The 17004-nt window shown below is 68.4% G+C and carries 15 protein-coding genes and 1 pseudogene; 7 read left to right on the top strand and 9 right to left on the bottom strand.

Going from position 1 to position 17004, the window contains the following annotated elements; all coding sequences use genetic code 11:
• Window positions 1-81: 81 nt before the first annotated feature.
• Both ISN38_RS09615 and ISN38_RS09610 read right to left on the bottom strand, forming a co-directional pair.
• On the bottom strand, window positions 82-831 hold the full coding sequence (locus tag ISN38_RS09615; protein WP_003466288.1) for an MlaE family lipid ABC transporter permease subunit: 750 nt from the start codon (window positions 829-831) through the stop codon (window positions 82-84).
• A complete protein-coding gene (locus ISN38_RS09610) occupies window positions 831-1622 on the bottom strand; it encodes an ABC transporter ATP-binding protein (RefSeq protein ID WP_003466285.1) in 792 nt (263 codons plus the stop codon). The genes ISN38_RS09615 and ISN38_RS09610 overlap by 1 nt, the downstream gene beginning before the upstream one ends.
• Window positions 1623-2122: 500 nt before the next feature.
• Between ISN38_RS09610 and recC the strand changes: the two genes are divergently transcribed.
• Genes recC through recD form a run of 3 tightly spaced genes read left to right on the top strand, consistent with a single transcriptional unit; the run spans window position 2123 to window position 11357 of the window.
• A complete protein-coding gene (gene recC, locus ISN38_RS09605) occupies window positions 2123-5536 on the top strand; it encodes an exodeoxyribonuclease V subunit gamma (RefSeq protein ID WP_047324376.1) in 3414 nt (1137 codons plus the stop codon).
• Complete coding sequence (gene recB / locus ISN38_RS09600; RefSeq protein WP_058358708.1) at window positions 5533-9357, top strand: exodeoxyribonuclease V subunit beta; 3825 nt, start codon at window positions 5533-5535, stop codon at window positions 9355-9357. Before recC ends, recB begins: the two co-directional genes overlap by 4 nt.
• Window positions 9354-11357: an exodeoxyribonuclease V subunit alpha gene (gene recD / locus ISN38_RS09595; RefSeq protein ID WP_058358709.1), complete on the top strand. Its 2004-nt coding sequence runs from the start codon at window positions 9354-9356 to the stop codon at window positions 11355-11357. The genes recB and recD overlap by 4 nt, the downstream gene beginning before the upstream one ends.
• 74 nt (window positions 11358-11431) lie before the next feature.
• Here the strand turns inward: recD and ISN38_RS09590 are convergent, their stop codons facing one another.
• The 6 genes from ISN38_RS09590 to ISN38_RS09565 form a co-directional block, all read right to left on the bottom strand.
• A complete protein-coding gene (locus ISN38_RS09590; protein WP_003466273.1) occupies window positions 11432-11740 on the bottom strand; it encodes a type II toxin-antitoxin system RelE/ParE family toxin in 309 nt (102 codons plus the stop codon).
• Complete coding sequence (locus tag ISN38_RS09585; protein WP_080627620.1) at window positions 11737-11922, bottom strand: hypothetical protein; 186 nt, start codon at window positions 11920-11922, stop codon at window positions 11737-11739. Before ISN38_RS09585 ends, ISN38_RS09590 begins: the two co-directional genes overlap by 4 nt.
• Window positions 11923-12118: 196 nt before the next feature.
• Complete coding sequence (locus ISN38_RS09580) at window positions 12119-12451, bottom strand: lipoprotein (protein WP_003466270.1); 333 nt, start codon at window positions 12449-12451, stop codon at window positions 12119-12121.
• A 214-nt stretch (window positions 12452-12665) separates the two neighbouring features.
• Complete coding sequence (locus ISN38_RS09575; protein WP_230811843.1) at window positions 12666-13112, bottom strand: HIT family protein; 447 nt, start codon at window positions 13110-13112, stop codon at window positions 12666-12668.
• A gap of 181 nt (window positions 13113-13293) precedes the next feature.
• A complete protein-coding gene (locus tag ISN38_RS09570; protein ID WP_003466265.1) occupies window positions 13294-13602 on the bottom strand; it encodes a type II toxin-antitoxin system RelE/ParE family toxin in 309 nt (102 codons plus the stop codon).
• The gene (locus ISN38_RS09565) at window positions 13599-13853 is read right to left on the bottom strand and encodes a plasmid stabilization protein (RefSeq protein ID WP_003466263.1); all 255 of its coding nucleotides are present in this window, start codon (window positions 13851-13853) and stop codon (window positions 13599-13601) included. The genes ISN38_RS09570 and ISN38_RS09565 overlap by 4 nt, the downstream gene beginning before the upstream one ends.
• On the opposite strand from ISN38_RS09565, the gene ISN38_RS09560 reads away from it, so the two are divergent.
• Both ISN38_RS09560 and ISN38_RS09555 read left to right on the top strand, forming a co-directional pair.
• On the top strand, window positions 13852-14121 hold the full coding sequence (locus ISN38_RS09560) for a hypothetical protein (protein ID WP_141696129.1): 270 nt from the start codon (window positions 13852-13854) through the stop codon (window positions 14119-14121). The genes ISN38_RS09565 and ISN38_RS09560 overlap by 2 nt on opposite strands.
• 164 nt (window positions 14122-14285) lie before the next feature.
• Window positions 14286-15044 (top strand): hypothetical protein, encoded by a 759-nt coding sequence (locus ISN38_RS09555; protein WP_241753998.1) that lies wholly within the window; start codon window positions 14286-14288, stop codon window positions 15042-15044.
• Between the two features lie 131 nt (window positions 15045-15175).
• On the opposite strand, the pseudogene ISN38_RS09550 reads toward ISN38_RS09555, so the two are convergent.
• Window positions 15176-16000 (bottom strand): annotated as a pseudogene (locus ISN38_RS09550) (restriction endonuclease).
• Between the two features lie 251 nt (window positions 16001-16251).
• On the opposite strand from ISN38_RS09550, the gene ISN38_RS09545 reads away from it, so the two are divergent.
• Together ISN38_RS09545 and ISN38_RS09540 are read left to right on the top strand one after the other, a co-directional pair.
• On the top strand, window positions 16252-16578 hold the full coding sequence (locus ISN38_RS09545; RefSeq protein ID WP_058358313.1) for a hypothetical protein: 327 nt from the start codon (window positions 16252-16254) through the stop codon (window positions 16576-16578).
• Window positions 16571-16927, top strand: a complete 357-nt coding sequence (locus ISN38_RS09540; protein ID WP_108084513.1) for a SymE family type I addiction module toxin — start codon at window positions 16571-16573, stop codon at window positions 16925-16927. The genes ISN38_RS09545 and ISN38_RS09540 overlap by 8 nt, the downstream gene beginning before the upstream one ends.
• Window positions 16928-17004 lie beyond the last annotated feature (77 nt).

The following is a 17004-nucleotide window of genomic DNA, read 5'->3' as shown; positions in this document are numbered from 1 at the left end:
TTCATCTGGGCAGCGGCGACAGTGCCGCGGCCGGTGGTGCAGCAGCGCCCGCCGGCGACGGCGGACGTTGGCGTGCGGTTCCTACTGGAACAGCAGCGCCGACAGGACGAAATTGAACATCAGCACCAGCAGCGAGGCGTTCACCACCGCGCGGGTGGTGGCCACCGAGGTGCCCTCGATGGTCGGCTCGGCGTGGAAGCCCACATACGAGGCCACCAGCGCCGCGGTGCCGCCGAACACCGCCGACTTCAGCATCGCCACGCCGAAGTCATCCCAGAAATCCACGCTGCTCGACAGCGCCGACCAGAACGTGCCCTTGTCCAGGCCGAGTACGTGCACCGCCTCGAAGTAGCTGGCGCTGATCGCCAGCGAACAGAAGATGCCTGTCAGCAGTGGCACGGTCAGCACCGCCGCCCAGAAGCGCGGCGCCACCGCCTTGGCCACCGGGTCGATCGCCATCAGCTCCAGCGCCTTGATCTGGTCGGTGGCGCGCATCAGCCCCAGTTCGGCGGCGATCGAACTGCCGGCGCGGCCGATGAACAGCAGCGCGGTCAGCACCGGCGCCAGCTCGCGGTACAGCGACAGCCCCAGCAGCGTGGACAGCGCATCGGAGGCGCCGTAGGTCTGCAGTGTGCGGTAGCCCTGCAGGGTCAGCACCAGGCCGACGAAGGCGCCGCCGACGGCGATGATCGGCAGCGAGCGCGCGCCGACCTTGTAGATTTCGCGGACCAGTTCGGCCAGGAAATCGCGGGTCGGCAACGAGCCGCGCAGCACGGTGATCGAGAACAGCCCGGCGCGGCCCAGCGCGCGGATCGAGGCGACGGCGCCCATCAGGCGGCACTCCGCGCTCGCGGCGGCGCATCGAACGGGATCGGGCCATCCGGGCGGCCGTGCAGGAACTGCTGCAGCAGCGGGTCGGCGCTGGCCTGCAGCGCGTCCGGGGTGCCGGCGAAGACCACCCCGCCGTTGGCGATGGCCACCGCCTGGTCGCAGATCGGCAGGGTTTCGTGGACGTGGTGGCTGACGATGATGCTGGTCAGGCCCAGGGTATCGTTGAGGCGCTGGATCAGGCTCATGATCACCCCGGAGGCGATCGGGTCCAGGCCGGTCAGCGGTTCGTCGTAGATCATCAGCGGCGGGTCCAGGGCCAGCGCGCGGGCCAGCGCCACGCGCCGCGCCATGCCGCCGGACAGCTCGCGCGGCCAGGCGTCGGCGGCGGCGAGCAGGCCCACCGCGTGCAGCTTCAGCGCCACCAGCCGTTGCAGCACCGGCTCGGGCAGGCGGGTATGGGCGCGCAGCGGCAGCGCCACGTTCTCGGCCACGCTCAGGTCGGTGAGCAGGCCGTTGCCCTGCAGTAGCACGCCAATGCTCTTGCGGGTTTCGCGCAGCGCGCGGCTGCCGCGCGGCAGCGCCTGGCCGAACACCTCGACCGAACCGGCGACCGGCACCAGCTCACCGGTCAGCGCCGCCAACAGGGTCGATTTGCCGCTGCCCGACGGGCCGAGCACGGCGGTGATGCTGCCGCGCGGCACGGCCAGCGAGACATCGCGCAGGATCGCGCGGCCGCCACGGTCGATGCGCACGCCCGACAACTGCACCACATTGGATTCGGAAGACGCCATCGCGGCCTTTAACGAAAAATCAACACAGGATTGAACCAGTCCGCTGAACTTAACCGAACTGGGCCGTGCAGTATTGTCGCATCCGTGACGTCTGCGTGCGCATGGTCCAGGGATACCGTACATGCAAAAGCGTGTATTGGCCCTGGGCTGGCAGTTTCCACGCCGGGCTCGGCAGGTTTTCCAAGGCCGCGCACGTGCCGCGACATCGCCGGAAGCGTGAACCGAGACCGTCGCAGGGAGTTGAACGAAGCCAAGATCCCCTTCGTGAAGCCGCTAGCCCCTCTCCCCCGGGAGAGGGGGTGGGGTGAGGGTGCGGCGCGCAGCGACTCGCGGAGTTTGGGTGCACGAGGCTGCCCCGTACCGGCATCCGGCATCCGGCCCTTCGGGCCACCTTCCCCCGAAAAGGCGGCCATGGTCCCCTTTTCGGGGGAAGGAACCGCCGCCGGCCGCGCCATCGCGCAACGACGCCCTACCGGTGCATCCGGCACAATGCCGCACGCATGCACGCCCCTTCCGCGCCCGATTTCCGCCTGTACCCCTCCAACGCGCTGGATACCCTGGCCGCCCTGCTCGCCGAGGAACTGCGCCGGCCGGTGCCGGAGCAGCCGTTGCTGGTGCCGGAGGTGGTGCTGATCCCGCAGGTGGCGATGCGGCGCTGGCTGCAGTCCACGCTGGCGGCCGCGCACGGCGTCGCCGCGAATCTGGAATTCCTGACGCCCGGCGAATTCGTCGCGCGCGCGCTGGACGCCAACCTCGGCCCGGCCGCCGACGATCTGGACATGGCCACCACGCAGTGGCGGCTGTACGCGGCATTGCAGGCCGATCCCGGCAGCGATGCGGCGCTGGCACCGCTGGCCGGCTACCTGGCCGATGGCGACGCGCTCAAACCCTGGGCGCTGGCCGGCGAGCTGGGCAACGTGTTCGAAAAATACCAGGCCTGGCGCCGCGACTGGCTGCTGCGCTGGGAAAGCGGCGCCGATGCCGACGATCCGCAGGCGCGGCTGTGGCGCCGGATCGCCAGCGGCCGCCAGTACCGCGCGCGCCGCATCGGCCAGTATCTGGACCGCTACGCGCAGCCCGACGGCCCGCTGCCGCAAGGCCTGCCGACGCGGCTGTTCGCCTTCGCCATCCTCAACATCTCGCCCGACGTACTGCGCGTCCTCGCCACTCAGGCGCGCGTGGGCACGCTGCACTTCTACCTGCCCACGCCGACCCAGGGCTACTGGGGCGACCTGCAGACGCTGTGGCAGCGCCGTCGCGAGGATGGCGCGGTCGACCTGTTCGCCGCGCAGGTGCAGGAAAACCCGCTGCTGCAGGCCTTGGGCACGGCCGGGCGCGACTTCATGGCGCTGCTCGGCGATTACGAAGTGGTGCATCCGCTGGCCGAGATCGCGGTCTACGCTGATCCGCTGGCCTCCGGCCAGCGCCCGCTCGCCGCCGGCGGCCTCGGCGACAGCCTGCTGCGGCGCATGCAGAGCGACCTGTTCCATCGCCGCGCGCCGGCCGTGCCGCCACCGTTGCCGCAGGTGGATCTGGTCGATCCCAGCCTGCAACTGCACGCCTGCCATACCCGCCTGCGCGAACTGCAGGTGCTGCACGACCAGCTGCGCGCGCTGCTCGACGACCCGCGTTTCGATCCGCCGCTGCAGCCGCGCGAGATCGCGGTGCTTTCGCCGGACATCGACCCGTACGCGCCTTACCTGGAGGCGGTGTTCGGGGGCCATGGCCGCGACGACGCGCTGCCCTACGCGCTGGCCGACGCCAGCCCGTTGGCCAGCGAGCCGCTGGCCGAAGTGTTCCTGAGCCTGCTCGGCCTGCCGCTGTCGCGCTTCGGCCTGCACGAGATCCTCGACCTGCTGGCCAGCGCGCCGATCGCCGAGGCGGCCGGGCTGGACGAAACCGGGCTGGAACGCCTGCGCGGCTGGCTGCAAGCCGCCGGCGCGCGCTGGGGCCTGGATGCCGTGCATCGGCACCAGCACCAGGCCCCTGCCGACGACGCCTACACCTGGCGCTTCGCGCTGGACCGGCTGCTGCTCGGCCACGCCAGCGGTGCCGAGGACGATATCGCCGGCGTGGCGCCATGGCCGCAGCTGGAAGGCAGCGCCCTGGCCGCGCTGGACACGTTGCTGCGGCTGTTGCGCGTGCTCGACCGCCACCAGGCCATGCTGGCCGAGCCGATGGCCCCGGCCGACTGGCGCGAATGCCTGCTCGGCCTGCTCGATGCGCTGATCCCGCAAGCGCCGTCGGCGCCGCGCGCGCAACGCGCGCTGGAACGGCTGCGCACTCTGATCGACCAGTTCGCCCGCGACGCCGCGCGCGCCGACTACGCCGGCAAGGTGCCGGCCGAGGTGGTGCGCGCGCATTTCGCCGCGGTGCTGGGCGAATCGGACACGCGCGCGCCGCTGCTCACCGGCGGCATCAGCTTCGGCCGCATGGTGCCGATGCGCCTGCTGCCGTTCCGCGTCATCTGCCTGCTCGGCATGAACGACGGCGACTTCCCGCGCCGCGATCCGGCCGCCGGCCTCAACCGCCTCACCGCCGAACTGGGCAGCGCACGCCGCCGCCGCGGTGACCGCTCTACCCGCGAGGACGACCGCTTCCTGTTCCTGCAACTGTTCGCCTCGGCGCAGGACGTGTTCTACCTCAGCTACCTCGGCGCCGATGCGCGCGACGGCGGCGTGCGCGAGCCGTCGGTGCTGGTCAGCGAACTGCTGGCGAGCGCGGCGCAGTACCACGCCGACCCGAAGGCCATCGACAAGCTCGTGGTGCGCCACCCGCTGCAACCCTTCGCCGCCGCCGCGTTCGGCGCGCTTGGCGAAGACGGCGCCGATCCGCGCCGCTTCAGCTATCGCCGGCAATGGCGGCCGGCGGTGGACAGCCTGGCCGGGCAGTGCCAGTCGCTGGCGCCGTGGGTGGCCGCAGCGTTGCCGGCCGACGCCGCGGCGCTGCAAACGAGCGTCTCGATCGACGACCTGCGGCGCCTGTTCGTCGACCCGGCCGGGCAGTTCCTGCGCCATCGCTTGGGCATGCGCCTGCCCGACCCGGCCGGCGAGGACAGCGACCTGGAGCCATTGCTGGCGCCGGGTAGCGGCCTGGTCCAGTACGGCTTGCAGCAACAGGTGCTGGAGGCCGTGCTGAGCGACAACACCGATGGCCTGTACGCACGCCTGCGCGCCCGCGCGCTGCTGCCGTCCGGGCCGTTGGGCCGGCGCCAGCTCGACGAGCGCCTGCGCCAGCTGCGCCCGTATGCGCAGGCGTTCGCGCAGTGGCGCGGCGACGCGCCGGCGCAGTCGCAACGGTTGCAGGTGCGGATCGACGGCATCGAGCTGCATGGCCGCCTGCCCGGCTGGTACGCAAGCGGCGTGGGGCGGGTGCAGATCGGCGCGCTCGGCGGCCGCGCGGCGATCCGCCACGGCCTGGAATGGCTGATGCTGCGCGCGGCCGGCGAACGCGCGGACTATGTGCGCTTCTTCGAAGACGACGACAGTCTTGGCCCGCATCCGATGCAGGGCGACGCGGCCGAACCGCTGCCGCAGGCGCAGGCACAGGCCGCGCTGGCCGACCTGCTGCGGCTGTATCGGTACGGCCTGCAGGCGCCGCTGGCGTTCGCCCCGTACAGCGGCTGGACATACCACCAGGCCGCGCGTAACGACGACCTCGACAAGGCGATCAAGGACGCCGCCGCGCAATGGCAGGCCAGCTTCGGCTGGAGCGAAGCGGCCACGCCGGAACTGCGCCTGGTGCACCGCGGCCGCGACCCGTTCGCCGATGCGCAGCGCTTCGCCGAATTCGCCGCTACCAGCCACACGCTGTACTCCCTGCTCGAACGCGGCAGCGCCGACACCACGCTCGATCCGGCGCGGCTGGCCGAGAGCTGGCGGCAATGGCGCGGCGCGCAGGAGGACGCCGAATGAGCGCCGCCTTCGCCGACGACCCGTACCTGAGCCTGCCGCTGCACGGCGTGCGCCTGATCGAGGCCAGCGCCGGCACCGGCAAGACCTTCACCCTGGCCACGCTGTTCACCCGGCTGGTGGTCGAGCGCGGCCTGCGCATCGGCCAGATCCTGGCGGTCACCTTCACCGAAGCCGCCACCCAGGAACTGCGCCGGCGCATCCGCGAGCGGCTGGCGCTCGCAGCGACGCTGGTGCCCACGGCTGCTTCTGTAGGAGCGGCTTCAGCCGCGACAGAAATCCCAGGCGACCTGCTGCCGACCGAGATCGCCGAGGACCCGTCGCGGCTGAAGCCGCTCCTACAGGACGCGCCGGACGCCGCACTCACCCGCGCCATCCTCGCCGCGCACTTGGCCGCCAGCGACGAAACCCCCGCCGCCCTGCGCCGTCGCCTGCAACAAGCGGTGGAGGAAATCGACCTCGGCGCCATCTTCACCATCCACGGCTTCTGCGCGCGCGTTCTGCGCGAGCACGCGCTGGAGAGCGGCCAGACCTTCGCCGCGCCGGAACTGCTGGCCAACGACCGCGACCTGCTCGGCGAAGTCGCCGCCGACCTGTGGCGCCAGCGCGCCGCCGACGCGGCGATGGCCGAAGATCTGGTCGCGCTATGGCCGGGTGGACCGGACGCGCTGGCCAGCGACCTGCGCCAATTGGTGCGGCATCCACAGCTGCTGCCGGCGGCACCGGCACTGGCCGACGATGTCGCCACGGCCACGCAGCAGGTGCAGGACGCGGCCGCCGCGCTCGCCAACGCGTTCCACGCGCACGGCACCGCATTTTTCGAAGCGATCGCCGCCGCCATCGAAGAAGGCGTGCTGAGCAAGGTTAGCTACAAGCCGGAATGGCTGGCGTCGCTCTGGCATTGGTGCGAAAGCTTCGCCGCCACGCCTGCGGCTGGCCTCCCTCCGCACGCCAAGCTGATCAAGCTTACAACAGCGGAACTAGCGTCCGGCACCAACAAGAAATTCGTCGGGCGCACGCCGGCCTCGCCGATGATCCACGAGATCGATGGCTATCTGGCGGCACTGGCGCGATTGGAGGAAGCGCGCGCCAGGCGCCGCATCCGCCTGCTGCACGCGCTGCGCGGCGACGCGGTGAAGCGGCTGGCCTTGCGCAAGCGCCAGCGCCGCGTGCAGACCTACGACGACCTGGTCGATGGCGTCGCGCACGCATTGCGGCCCGACAGTCCGCAAGCCGAAGCGCTCGCGCGGCAGCTGCGCGCGCAATACGTCATCGCGCTGGTGGACGAATTCCAGGACACCGACGACCGCCAGTGGTCGATCTTCTCCAACGTGTTCGGCGAAGGCGCGCTGGCGCGCGAGGCGAAGCTGGAACCGGCGCTGTTCGTGATCGGCGATCCCAAGCAGGCGATCTACGGCTTCCGCGGCGGCGATGTGCAGACCTATCTGGCCGCGGCCGCCAGCGCCGAACCGGCGCCGCCGCTGGGCCACAACTTCCGCTCGCGCCCCGCGCTGCTGGCGGCGATCGACGCGCTGTACGCGCAGGCCGGCTACGCGCAGGCGTTCCTGACCGAGGGCATCGCCTTCCATCCGGTGCAGCCGGGCAGCAAGCGCCACGACGCCGAGCTGCAGCGCGATGGCGCCACCGCCCCGGCGCTGACCCTGTGGCGCGCGCCGCAACCGCCGCCGCCGCCGGCCGCGTCTGCGGCCAAAAACACATCCGCAGGCAAGCCCAAACCCTGGAGCGCCGGCCGCGCGCGCGCGCTGTGCACTGCCGCCTGCGTCTCCGCGATTCGCGACTGGCTGGCCGGCGGCCGCGCCGGCACCGCGACGCTTAGCGGCCGCGCGGTGCAGGCCGGCGATATCGCGGTGCTGGTGCGCAGCCATGGCGAGGCCACCCGCATCCAGCAGGCGCTGGGCGCGGTCGGCATTCCCGCGGTGGCCGCCGGCAGGCAGAGCCTGTTCGCCACCGATGAAGCACTGGAACTGCTGATCCTGCTGCAGGCGCTGCTCGACCCGGGCGACGACAGCCGCCTGCGCGCGGCGCTGGCGACGGTGCTGATCGGCGAGGACGCCGCCGCGATCGCCGCGCTCGAACACAACGGCGACCGTCACCGCAGTTGGCAGCAACAGGCGCTGGACTGGCGCGAGCGCTGGCAGCGCGGCGGCCCGCTGGCGCTGATCGGCGACCTCGGCGCCGCGCACGCGCAGCGCCTGCTGGCGCTGGCCGATGGCGAGCGCCGCCTGACCAACTACCTGCAACTGGCCGAAGCGCTGCAGGAAGCCGACACCCGCGCGCTCGGCGCGCACGGCCTGGTCGATTGGCTGTCGCGGCGCATCGCCAATGCCGACGACAACGACGAAACCCAGCAGCTGCGCCTGGAATCGGACGCGCGCCGGGTGCAGATCGTGACCCTGCACAAGAGCAAGGGCCTGGAATATCCGCTGGTGTTCCTGCCCTACGTCGGCATCGGCCGCAGCGAGCGCGGCGCCGGCCGCCACTGCGTCGTGCACGCGCCGCCGCTCGGCCGCCAGCTGCACTGGAACACAGGCAAGGACGACCCGGCCTGGAGCGCGGCCGAGGCGGCGTGGAAACAGGAACAGCGCGCCGAGGACGCGCGCCTGCTCTACGTCGGCCTGACCCGTGCCGAGCACGCGCTGTGGATCGCCACCGGTCCGTTCCACCAGCACGAGCGCACCGCGCTGGCGGCGATGGTCGGCGACCTGGACGCGTTGCAGGCCGCCGCCGGCGCCGCCGCCATCGCCATCGACACCACCCCGCCGCCAACCACCCCGCCGCGCCTGCCGTTGGCCGACGCCATCCAGGTGCCGCCGGCGCGCGTGGCGCAGCGGCATGTCGTGCCGGAGTGGTGGGTGTACAGCTTCACCCAGCTGGCCAATGCCGATTCCGGCGCCGCCGCCGACCCGATGGCCAGCGCCACCGTGGTCGGCAGCGGCGGCAGCGACGAGCCCTCCACCAGCGAAGCGGTCGCCACGACGCTGGACGTGGAAGCCTTCGACCGCCGCTTCACCGGCAACCGCTTCGGCGTGGCCATGCACGACGTGTTCGAACGTTGCGACTTCGCCGCCTGGCGCGATTGGGTGCCCGGCCAACCGGCACCCGACGGGCAGACCGCGGCGATCGTCGAATCCCTGCAGCGCGGCGGCTACGCCCAGGACGAACTGGACGACGGCGCCGCCATGCTCACCGCCCTGGTCGGCCACACCCTGACCGTCGCCTTGCCCGAAGGCACCCGCCTGGCCGCGGTGCCCGCACCGCAGCGCCGCAACGAAATGGAATTCCACTTCGCCATGCGGCCTACCCGGGTCGATGCGCTGCTGGCGCTGCTGCACCGCTTCGGCGTGGTCGGCGAGCGCCAGGCCTTCGGCGCGCGCCAGCGCCTGGAAGGGCTGATGACCGGCCTGATCGATCTCACCTACCAGCACGACGGGCGCTGGTACGTGCTCGACTACAAATCCAACCGCCTGCCCAGCTACGACCCCGACGCGTTGGCGAGGGCGATGGCGCACAGCGAATACGCACTGCAGGCGCTGATCTACACCGTCGCGCTGCACCGCTGGCTGCGTTTCCGCCTCGGCGAAACATACGCCTACGCCCGCGACTTCGGCGGCGTGCGCTACCTGTTCTGCCGTGGCCTCGACGCCACCCGCGACCCCTCGCCGGGCGTCCACGCCTGGCGCTTCGACCCCGAGCTGGTCGAGTCCCTGGACGCACTCTTTGCCGGCACCGCTCTAGAGCCCCTTTCCCACCAGGAGAGGGGTTGGGGTGAGGGTACGTCCGCCCACGGAGCCCCCATCCCGTGAACCAACCCAACCTGCTAGCCGCCCTGCACCGCAGTGGCGCCCTGCGCACGCTCGACCACGCCTTCGCCCAGACCCTGAGCCGCCTGGACCCAACCACCCCCGATCTGGTCCTGTCCGCCGCCGCCCTGGCCTCGCTCGCCGTCGCCAGCGGCCATGCCGGCCTGGACCCGGCCCGCGCCAACGTCCTGCTCGATCCACGCGACGGCCCGCCGCCGCACCTCCCGGATCCCGCCGACTGGCAACGCGCCCTGTCCGCCTCGCGCTGGATCGCCCAGCCCGCCCCCGAAGAACCGGCGGCCGCCGACTGCCCGTTGGTGCTGGAACACGGCCTGCTCTACCTGCGCCGCTACCGCGAATACGAGCGCCGCCTCGCGCAGGGCCTGCGCCGCCTCGCCGCGCAACCGCTGCCGCCCTTCGCCGTCACTACTCTGGCACCGCTGTTCGCGACGTTGTTCCCGAACGCAGCCGCTTCCCTTCTCCCCTCGGGTGAGGGCGCCCGAAGCGCGGGTGAGGGTAAGGGCATCACCGTCCCCCCCAACGACCACCAAGCCCAAGCCGCCGCACTCGCCCTGCGCCGCGCCCTGCTGCTGGTCACCGGCGGCCCCGGCACCGGCAAGACCACCACCATCGCGCGCCTGCTGCTGCTGCGCATCGCGCAAGCACAGGCCACCGCGACCGCCGCCCCGCGCATCGCCCTGGCCGCCCCCACCGGCCGCGCCGCCGAACGCATGGCCGAAAGCCTGCGCGCGGCAGTGACACGCGCGCTCGACCACGGCATCGACCCGGCCCTGGCCGCCGCGCTACCCGCTGGCGCCAGCACCCTGCACCGCCTGCTCGGCGTCATCCCCGACGTGCCGCGCTTCCGCTTTGATGCCGACAACCCGCTGCCGTTCGACCTGATCGTGGTCGACGAAGCCTCCATGGTCGACCTGCCGCTGATGTGCAAACTGGTCGAAGCCGTCGCCGACGGCACCCAATTGATCCTGCTCGGCGACGCCGACCAGCTGCCCTCGGTGGAAGCCGGCGACGTGCTCGCCGCGATCCTGCAGGCCGCCGGCCCCGGCGATGCCCTGCAAGCGGACGACGCGCAAGCGCTGCACCCGCTGCTCGGCCACACCCGCAGCGATACCCACAGCGGCGGCCTGGCCGGCCACCGCGTGCACCTGCTGCGCGGCTACCGCCAGGCGCAGGGTTTCGAACTCGCGCCGCTGGCCGACGCCGTCCGCGCCGGCGATGCCGACACCGCGCTGGCCCTGCTGCGCAGCGGCGAGCTGGCCGGCGTGCACTTCCACGAAGACAGCGAGGACCCGCTCGCCGCCCGCCGCGACGCCCTGCTCGCGCACTGGCGCGCCCTGGCCGACGCTGAAAATCCCGCCGCCGCCCTGCGCGACGCCGCGCGCCTGCGCCTGCTCACCGCCGTGCGCGCCGGCGCGCAAGGCGCGCGCGGCCTCAACGCCCGCATCGAACACCTGCTGGCCGACAGCGGCGCCGGAGCACGCCGCCTAGGCGCCGCCTCGCCCTGGTTCCACGGCCGCCTGCTGCTGATCACCGAAAACAGCTACCGCCACGGCCTGTTCAACGGCGACGTCGGCATTTGTTTGAGGGATGCGCAAGGTGCCCTGGTGGCCTGGTTCGAAGGCGAGGGCGAGGGCCAGGTCCGCGGCTTCCATCCCGCCGCACTGCCCGCGCACGAAAGCGCCTTCGCCATGACCGTGCACAAGGCGCAAGGCAGCGAGTTCGACGACGTCTGGCTGCAACTGCCCAGCCGCGACGCCCGCGTGCTCAGCCGCGAACTGGTCTACACCGGCCTCACCCGCGCACGCCAGCGCCTGCACCTGGCCGCCAGCGAAGCCGTGTTGCGCGCCGCGCTGGCAAGGCATGCCGCGCGGATCTCGGGGTTGGCGTGGCGCTTGGGTGGGGTGGAACAGGTTTCTGCACCGCCGTCGTTAACACTTCAAACAGAAGGCCAGCCGCTCCCTGTCCAAGGCGCATTGTTCTAACCTATTCGGGCGAGCCACAACGTTGATCTGATCCGCGTGCCGCAAGAGTTATGGAAACACTCTCATCGCACAGATCAGCCGGCTTCCCACGGCGGACGGGGCATCAGCGACAGGTCGCGTGCGCCATGCACGATGGCGAGAATTTCGACAACTGCCGCGTGCGAGCGATAGATGATGCGGTAACTCTGGAAAAGCAACTCGCGCACTGCAGGATTGCCGGCCTCAGGCACTTCTCGGCCGCGCTCGGGGAACGCCTGCAGCGACTCCGCTGCGTCGATGAGGCGATTGACGAAGAGGTCGGCGTAGAAAACGCTGTCGTGGGCGACATAGTCGCGGATGGCTTGCAGGGAATCGACGGCAGGTTCGGTCCAGACGATGTTCATCGGTCGAGAGCGAAGCGCCTTCTGACTTCATCATGCGGTACCACACGACCTTCTTCGGCTGCACGCAAGCCTTGTTCGATCTTCTGGCGAACGTAGATTTCGTACATCAGGTCGTCCCAACTGGCCTGTTCCGGCAGGCTACGCACTAGCTGTTCGGCTTCGGTTTTCATGCTGTTGGGCATGGGTGTGCTCCGTTACAGGGACAGGCCTACTTTAGCGAAGAACGGCAGAGGGGAGAAATGGAGCCTCGGCGCAGCTAGCCGCGTTACCCGAGGCACGCCCGTTGCACGGTGCTCCATCGCCACGCGTGGAGCCGCCGCGCCGGCCCGAGAGGCAGCGGCGCGGCGTTCCTTCAAGATCTAGCGCCGGGCGACGCGCTCACTTGGCTGGAACGCGCTGGTACTCGTCGCTGCCGGTACTCAGGTGCCCATTGGCCTGGTCGATGGCGAAGTTCACCGTTTCGCCGTCGTTGGAGACCTGCAGCACGCCATCCTTGTAGATGGCCGGGTAGCTCTCGGTCTTGGGCTTGCGGCTGAAGAACCGCGGCGTGGTGTTGCGCACCATGAAGGACTCGCCGTTGTGCTCGATGTCCATCACGTCGTCCTGCGACTGCACGTTGACCCAGTGGCCGACGAACTTCTCGCCCTCCACCTTGGCGCAGCCGGTCATCAGCATCGCCGCGGCCAGCGCGGCACCCATCCACTTCGTCATGTCCAGCTCTCCGGTGTTGAAATCGGCGCAAGGATGCGGCGTTGTGGCTGTATGGAAGGTCAAGAGTCCAGGGATGGGCAAGCCGACAGGCGCCCGTCGCGACGAAAGCGCAAGCGCGCCACGGGTTCCCGAACCGTGCCCAGCCCTTGCGTCCAAGCGCCATCACGGGGTGCCACAGCCAGACAGGGATGCAGGCAGCTCCCGAAGGGCACACTTACGGCAACGCAGCCCGGAGACGGGCGGCCAGCGCGATCCGCTCCTCGGTGGCGTAGCGCACTTTCTGCCCCCCATACAGCCGGTCGTTCGCGTAGCGCGGGAACACGTGCAGATGGTAGTGCCACACATCCTGATTGCCGGCCGGCCCGTTGTGTTGGCGCGTGGAGATGCCTTCGCAGCCGAAGGCCCCCAGCATCGCGTGCGCCATGCGCCGCGTGGCGCAGAAGACCTCGCGGCCCAACTCGTCCGGCATGTCCAGCACGTTCTCGTAGTGGCCACGCGGGATCACCAGGCAGTTGCCCTGGATACCGGCGTAGTGGTGGGTCGGCACCAAGGCGAACACGTTGGCATCCACCAGGACAACGGCCGATTCCGGCGCAGGGGAGGGCAGCGTGGCCGCAATCCCGCAGAACGGACAGTCGTACCCAGGGGGAGCGTGCTGCATGAGGCGCAACGGCGAAGAGAACCCACTGTGGAGCGGGAGCGGATTCTGTGGTGCGCCCGTGCGACGCGTCAATCGGACAACGCAACTGGTGGGCTGGCGCCGATCGCCAGACCGCTCGGACGGTGGATGGCGGCCGCGAGAAGTGCGCGCTGGCCCCAAGCTGCGTGGCCTGGAAGTGGAACTACAGCCTGTCAGCCAGGCGAGCCATCAAGTCCATGCGTTCGTGAAAGATCGCCACAATCAACGCCGGGGCGTTTTCACGTGGCAAGCAGAAGACGTAGTGGTGTGCACAGTGCGCCACCCGCAGCGCCGAGTAGAGCGCGCCAAGCTCCCTGAACGTTCCTTCGCCCTCTGCGAGGCGCGCAATGCCGCGTTCCAGGTCTGCGATGTACCGGCGCACCTGCGGTTCGCCCCAGCGTTGCATCATGTAGCGGATGACCCCACGCAGATCGGCCTCCGCCGCCTCGGTGAGGACGTAGCGCTTGGTCAAGCGCGGCGGCCTTCTGCCAGTTCTTCATCGAGAATCTCGCCGACGCTCTTGGCGGACACCTTGCCCGCAAGTCCTTCGTCGATGCGCGCTCCCAACACGGATTTCAATTCCTGCCACGTCCGATCGGCGTCCACGTCGCCGGGGAACAGGCGTTCGAGCGCGTATTGCTTGATGGTCTTGCCCTGCAACGCGGCCAGCGCCTTGAGGCTCTGGTGCTGCTGATCGCTGAGATCGATGGTCAACCGGCTCATGGAGGTCTCCAAAAACGCACAAACCCACATTAGCACATTGGAGATTGAGCGCCAAAGCTTGGTGGGTGAATCGCCCCTGTTCGCATGGCGCAGCGCCCTGTTCAACGCCATGCCGATCGGCGAAGCGGACCCTGCTGGACAGGTCGAGGCGCGTGCGAGCAAGTACAGTCAAGTACAGTGCCAGAGGAAATATGCTTTTCAAACAGATACTTCCTCTGGCCCCGTTGTTAATCGCTGGGCGACACCAAGGCCGCTCGTACTGGTTTGACTCGAAATCTTTCAGAGAGGCTACTAAGCAACGATCTACCGATAGCAGCTAAATGCTTTGCCGGCTAATGTATCATCTGTGACGCATTTTGAAACCAAGATGCCAATAAAATTATTATCTATAATATTTATTATAACGTAAATTGCGAAAAGAGCTAAATGGCTATGAATCAAAAAACTGTCGGACTAGGCGTTCTGGCGATAGCCATCGTCGTGGGCCTTGTGTGGATGCAGCGTATCGGGAAGGATGAAGGTGTAGAAGCGAATAGTGGGAACGCTGCCCGGGCTGTATCCTCCGATGTTTCGCATTCTACCGACCCCATTCCAAGCTCCAAAGCTGTTTTATCTAACGACGCTCCGAAAAAAAAATCAGTCAGGCATCCTTTTCCAGAAGTCCCTCGAACACGAGAAGGGTTGAGCTTTAAGGATGATCCGTCCTTTGCGGAAAGTAAAGCGGAGCAGCAGTGGTTGGATCGTCATGGTTATCCCAATGAGAAGCAATGGGAAGCGTACATGCTTGCCCCAGATGCACTTTTGAAGCAGGCGGCTGACGCCGGTGATATGGCTGCTCAAGCAATGCTTGATGCAAGGTTGCTTCCCGTCGATAAGCAAGCTCAACAGCGCCTTATTGAAGCGGGCGCTGAAGGAAATTTGTTTGCGTTGAGCATGCTCGCCTCTTATCAAGGTGGAAGCAGTGGTGGAGATCCTGTGGCGGCGTACGCTTTGTCGCGCGTCACGGAAATGCGAGGTGACACACGGGCTGGAATAACAAGGGATTTGATGATAACTAAGCCGCTTTCAAATGAGCAAAGGATGCTGGGTGAAGCAGAGGCGCTACGTCTGAATGAGGCTATCGAAAAAATCTACATAGCAAAACATGGGGTTGCTCCATCTCTGGATAAACGCCCAATTGGGGTTAAATAACAGGTTCGGCTTTCAATTAAGGATGATACAGTGGATGGCGGCCGGGAGACTCCCTTGTATTTGAAATGGATCGAATTTTTAATTTCTAATATCTGAATATTTTTGGATCAAAGTAACGGGGTCATATTTACTTATACAGTTCCTCGGCATCGCGGGAACTGACTGCATCCAAGAAAGGCTTCACCCGTGCGCCTGTTGGTCCGCTGTACCAGCGCGCTCCCACATTGTCGGCACGCGGGCAATTGAGTTGCAGCGTCGTTCGCTGGAACAAGCGCTGGTTCGATTCGGGGTTTGGGAGAGGACGGGACCTTGCCGCCGCGTTGCGCCGCCTGGATCATCTCTAGTAATCGTTCGCCACCGATCAGTTCGATCGGCTTGCCCTGTGCAAACCGCGCCGCATCTTTCGTATAGCTGCCGATGCAAACGATCTTCACCGCGTGGGCTTGGTGATGCGCCAGCAGCCCATACATCTCGCGAACGACGCTGACGCCGACCTGCTGCCGCCTCCATTGCTTGCACTGCACCAGCGTGCGGCGACCCTCCTTGCGCAGGACTAGGTCGATGCCGCCGTCGGCGCCGCCCAAGCCGGTTTCTTCCACGCTATAGCCCTCGCGGCGGAAGGCTTCGCCGACCAGTAGTTAGAATTGACGCCAGCCGCCTGCGGCGAGGCTGTCCAGGGTGATGCGGGTGTCCAGCAGGCGGCGACGATAGCGTGCTCCGAGGAAGGAGAAGAGGGCAGCCATCCAGCAGAGGACTAGCAGGAGCAACGCAAGCGGCGCGAGTGTGCTATCCAAGTGTGGCGCGATACCTTGCGCCAACATGCCGCCATGCTGGGAGAGCCACCATGCGAGCCCATAGCGCACAACAAGAAAGCCAGCGATGCCGGCCGCTAGTCCAAGCGGCCACGGCAATGCTGCCAGCGCGTCAAAACCGGTGTTTCCGCGTTTGCGTCCCATGCCACCCCCGTCCCATGACCAACCATAGCGCCAGAATCAGTGGCTGTCCGTGTAGCAATTGCGCCGTCTACGAATCGAGACATCAGGTGCTTCAAGGCAGGGGAGCAACCCACGAGATTGGCTTGAGGTGATTACCGTAAGGGCCATTGCGCAGCTGAACCTCGCAGCGAATATCTGATTTTTGGATATCCAGAAGCACGCGCTACGGTGGCCGTGCGGACACCCCGTCCGCCACGTCGAGGACGGATGCCATGAAGACTTCGAAAGCTCGCACCACCTCCGCGCCGCCGTACGCCGCGCCAGCAGCCACAGCCACGCAGGAGAAACACTTCACCTTCGGCGTCACCCTGCAGCAGCTCGACCAGTTCCACGCGCTGTTGCGCACCATCACCGCGCAGAGCGACATGGTGGCGGTGTGCAGCGGGGCGCCGCTGGACGACAAGAGCGTGTCGATCCTGGGCGAGAGCATCTTCACTGCCGTCCGCGCGGTGCGCGGGATCGTGGACGAGATCCACGCACCGCGGCTGGGTGGCGATGGCCTGGCGCCGGGGTCGCACGGGGAGCCGCGCCATGCGTAAGCCGCCTTCCCGTCCCGCCGCCACGTCGCGCAAGCGTGCGCCGCATCAGCCAGCGCAATTTCGCTACTGGACCATCGTGGAGTCCACGCTCACGCCGATGCTGACGCCCGAGCAGATCGCCGCCGAACTTGCCCCTGAGCAGGCCCGCGCGCCGCGCGCACCGCGCCGCACGCGCCTGCCGCAGCGCTGCAAGATGGGTTACGGCTATTACCCGGCCAGCAACCAGGTGGTGCCGGCGCTGCGCCTGCGCGGGCGCTGGCTGGAACAGCTGGGTTTCGCCATCGGCAGCACGCTGCGCATCGAGGTGCGCGCCGGCGAACTGGTGGTGCGCGTGGCCGACGCGTACTGACGCGGCAGGCCGGCAGCGGGTGCTTCCGTGAGCGAGGCGAACATGCCGAGCCTGCCGTAGAACGCCGCCGTCGCCTC

Origin of the sequence: Xanthomonas translucens pv. undulosa (genome assembly GCF_017301775.1) — a bacterium.
Taxonomy (GTDB): Bacteria; Pseudomonadota; Gammaproteobacteria; order Xanthomonadales; family Xanthomonadaceae; genus Xanthomonas_A; species Xanthomonas_A translucens.
Note: the sequence above shows the minus strand (reverse complement) of the source record. Positions and strands in the feature narration are given on the sequence as shown.